The organism is Thermithiobacillus tepidarius DSM 3134 (assembly GCF_000423825.1).
Taxonomy (GTDB): domain Bacteria; phylum Pseudomonadota; class Gammaproteobacteria; order Acidithiobacillales; family Thermithiobacillaceae; genus Thermithiobacillus; species Thermithiobacillus tepidarius.
On the sequence record NZ_AUIS01000044.1, the window covers coordinates 1 to 3,653 of the forward strand.

At 66.3% G+C, this 3,653-nt stretch carries 4 protein-coding genes; 1 reads left to right on the plus strand and 3 read right to left on the minus strand.

Going from position 1 to position 3,653, the window contains the following annotated elements; translation table 11 throughout:
• Positions 1-99 precede the first annotated feature (99 nt).
• The gene (cls, locus tag G579_RS0113165; RefSeq protein ID WP_038020072.1) at positions 100-1,359 is read left to right on the plus strand and encodes a cardiolipin synthase; all 1,260 of its coding nucleotides are present in this window, start codon (positions 100-102) and stop codon (positions 1,357-1,359) included.
• Positions 1,360-1,383: 24 nt separating this feature from the next.
• On the opposite strand, the gene G579_RS0113170 is transcribed toward cls, so the two are convergent.
• Genes G579_RS0113170 through G579_RS0113180 form a run of 3 tightly spaced genes read right to left on the minus strand, consistent with a single transcriptional unit; the run spans position 1,384 to position 3,393 of the window.
• Positions 1,384-1,881, minus strand: a complete 498-nt coding sequence (locus G579_RS0113170) for a TPM domain-containing protein (RefSeq protein ID WP_028990541.1) — start codon at positions 1,879-1,881, stop codon at positions 1,384-1,386.
• Positions 1,882-1,901: 20 nt separating this feature from the next.
• Entirely contained in the window at positions 1,902-2,771 is an 870-nt protein-coding gene (locus G579_RS0113175; RefSeq protein ID WP_028990542.1) for a TPM domain-containing protein, read from the minus strand.
• Between the two features lie 10 nt (positions 2,772-2,781).
• The gene (locus G579_RS0113180; RefSeq protein ID WP_028990543.1) at positions 2,782-3,393 is read right to left on the minus strand and encodes a LemA family protein; all 612 of its coding nucleotides are present in this window, start codon (positions 3,391-3,393) and stop codon (positions 2,782-2,784) included.
• Positions 3,394-3,653: the final 260 nt, after the last annotated feature.

Genomic DNA, 3,653 nt, shown 5'->3' on the forward strand with positions numbered 1-3,653 from the left:
GAACCGTCATCTTCCTGATCGCCGGCAAGCTCGACTTCGCAGTGATCAACCCTCATGCCCGGCAACCCACTTGAAATTCAACAGAGCCAAAAAACAAAAATGTCCATTCTGCTCGCCGTCGTTCTCACGCTGGTGGCCACTGTCATCACGCTGAACTTCAGTTCCGGCGAGAAGAAGATCGAGCATCGCATCAAGCCCCTCTACGCCGTGGACGATCCCCGGTTCCAGCGCTCCATGGGCGTACTGCTCGGGCCGCCCATCCTCCCCGGCAACCGGGCACAGGTGCTGCTCAACGGCGACCAGATCTTTCCGGCCATGCTGTCCGCCATCCGCGGCGCCCGCCGGACCATCACCTTCGAAACCTACATCTACTGGTCGGGGACGATCGGCAAAGCCTTCGCCGACGCCTTGTCGGAGCGGGCGCGGGCGGGCGTGAAGGTGCACGTCCTGCTCGACTGGGTCGGCAGCTCCAAAATGGAGGAGGCTTACCTGGAAGAAATGCGCCGGGCCGGCGTCCAGGTCGAAAAGTACCATCCGCTGCGCTGGTACAACCTGGCCCGCATGAACAACCGCACCCACCGCAAGCTGCTGGTGGTGGACGGCGTGGTCGGCTTCACCGGCGGCGTGGGGATCGCGGACAACTGGACCGGCCATGCGCAGGATCCCGAGCACTGGCGGGATTCGCACTTTCGCATCGAGGGGCCTGCCGTGGCGCAGATGCAGGCCGCCTTCATCGACAACTGGATGAAGACCCGCGGCGAGGTGCTGCACGGCGACGACTATTTTCCCGCCATCGCGCCCGCTGGCCCGCACCCGGCACAGGTCTTCAAGAGCTCGCCGGGCGAGGGCAGCGAGAGCGTGCGCCTCATGTACCTGCTCTCCATCGCCTCGGCGCGCAAAAGCATCCTGATCGCCAACTCCTACTTCGTGCCTGACGACTTGTCGGTGCAGACCCTGGTCGAGGCCATGCGGCGGGGCGTCAAGGTACAGATCATCGTGCCCGGCAAGCACATCGACACTCAGGTGGTGCGCAAGGCCTCGCGCGCCCGCTGGGGAGATCTTTTGAGGGCCGGCGCGGAAATCTACGAGTACCAGCCCACCATGTACCACTGCAAGGTCATGGTGGTGGACGACGCCTGGGTTTCGGTGGGCTCCACCAACTTCGACAACCGCTCCTTCCGGCTCAACGACGAGGCCAATCTGAACATCTACGATCCCGACTTCGCGCGCCAGCAGGCGGCCATCTTCAATGCCGACCTGCAGCAATCCCGGCGCATCGATTTAGGGGCCTGGCAGCGGCGCCCCTGGTCGGAAAAACTGCTGGAACGCCTGGCCGCCCTGTTGCGTTCCCAGCTGTGATGCCGCACCGCTTCCAAGGGGCCGTCACAGCAGCACCGGCGCATCGGCCAGCTCGTTGCCCGGTCCGCCCGTCTTCGGATAGGCGCGGGCGAGTTCCTCGCCCACCGCCTCGATGCCGGCCAGCACGCCCGGCTCGAAGCGGTGTTGGCGGAATGCCTCCTCCATCCGGCGGCAGATGGCCTCCCAGCGCACATTGCCCACCTGCCGGTGAACGCCGCGGTCGGCGACGATTTCCACGTCGCGGTCGGCCAGCAGCAGGTAAATGAGCACGCCGTTGTTGTGCTCCGTATCCCAGACCCGCAGCTGGGAAAACACCTCCAAGGCGCGCTCGCGGGCGCTCAAACGGCGCAGCAGGGCGGGCAGCTCCAGGGAGGCTTCCACGGCGAAGCGGATCTGCCCGTCGTGCCGGCTTTCCGCTGCGTGGATGGCCGCTTCGATGCGCCGCAGGCTCTCCGGCGGAAAGGCACGCCGCAGCTGCCATGCTCCCGTCATGAGGTGTCGCAGGATGCGCCGGTTGTCCATCGTGTGTCCGCCCTCCGCCGTCACCAGCGTCCCGAGGCGCCGCCGCCACCGAAGCCGCCGCCCCCGCCGGACCAGCCGCCGCCTCCGAAACCACCACCGCCGGACCAGCCGCCTCCCGGCCAGCCGCCTCCCATGCCACGGAAGCCGCCCATGCCGCCCCGGATCGGGCCGATCAGGGTGAAGATGAAGGCCCCGAGCCCTGCCAGCAGGGCGAAGAGCACCGTATTCAGGAGGAGCCAAGCCAACCCGGCCACCACGAGGCCTGTGGCCGCCGCGCCCATGAATTGCCCCAGCACGGCCTGCAGGATGCCGCCGCCGATGAGCACGAACAAGAAGAGAAAGAACAGCAACTGGCCGAAACCGGGGGCACGCTCCCGCGGCTGGGCGGCGGGAGGCGGCAGGGGCTCGCCCTCGATCACCCGCATCATCTGCTGCAGGCCGGCCTGGATGCCGCCGTAGAAGTCGCCGCGCTGGAAATACGGCGTGATCACTTCGCTGATGATGCGCTTGGCAATGGCATCGGGCAGCACCCCCTCCAGGCCGTAGCCGACCTCGATGCGCATGGTCCGGTCGTTCTTGGCCACGAGCAGCAGGGCGCCATCATCGACCTTTTTGCGTCCGAGCTTCCACTGATCGACCACGCGGATGGAGTACTGCTCGATGCTCTCCGGCTGCGTGCTCGGCACGATCAGCACGGCCAATTGGCTGCCTTTCTGCGCCTCGAAGTCCCGCAGCATCTGCTCCAGGGCAGCCTGCTGCTGCGCCGTCAGGGTGCCGGTCTGGTCGACCACATGGGCGGTCAGCGACGGCACCGGCACCTCCGCCCGGCTCGCCGGCGCCAGCAGCAGACACCAGAGCAGCAAGGCGGCCAGGCGCACGGTGGCGATCATGACTGCCGCGCTATCGCGCCGGGCTGGCGGCCGGCGCCGAGAAATCCACCGTCGGGGCGGTGGAGATCGCCCGCTCGTTTTCCACGGTGAAGCTGGGCCGCGGCTTGTAGCCGAAGATCATGGCGGTGAAGTTGGTGGGCACGGAGCGGACCAGCACGTTATACTCCTGCACCGCCTGAATGTAGCGGTTGCGCGCCACCGTGATGCGGTTTTCCGTGCCCTCCAATTGCGCCTGCAGGTCGCGAAACAGGGCGTCGGCCTTCAACTGCGGGTAGTTTTCCGCCACTGCCAGCAGGCGCGACAGGGCGCTGGTCATCTGTGCCTGAGCCGCCTGGAAGCGGGCGAAGGCTTCCGGATCATTGAGCAGCTCGGGCGTGGCCTGGATGGAGCCCACCCGCGCCCGCGCTTCGGTGACTTCGGTCAGCACCTGCCGCTCGTGGCTGGCGTAGCCCTTGACCACGTTGACCAGGTTGGGCACCAGATCGGCGCGGCGCTGATACTGGTTCAGCACCTCCGCCCAACTGGCCTTCACCTGCTCGTCGGCGGCCTGGATGCGATTGTAGCCGCAGCCGCTCAAGCCCATGGCCATGACGGCCAGCATCAGATACATGATCGTACGCATGCGCGCTCCCATTGCTGATTGAACGTTAAGGCCGCAAGCATCCGGCCAGCAGCGCCTGCCGCAACGCGGGCGGAGACCGGCGGAAACCGCCGCTGCCGAAAACATGGTATACTCCGTCGCGTCGCCGCGCGGCGCATCGCCCGAGCAGGACGACCCGGCGCCTTTTCCTAGGGTCTGTTCTCAATCAAGCGAAAAGCGTTATGCCATATGCAACCGAGGGGCTCTGTTGAATTTCAAGTGGGTTGCCGGGCATGAGGGTT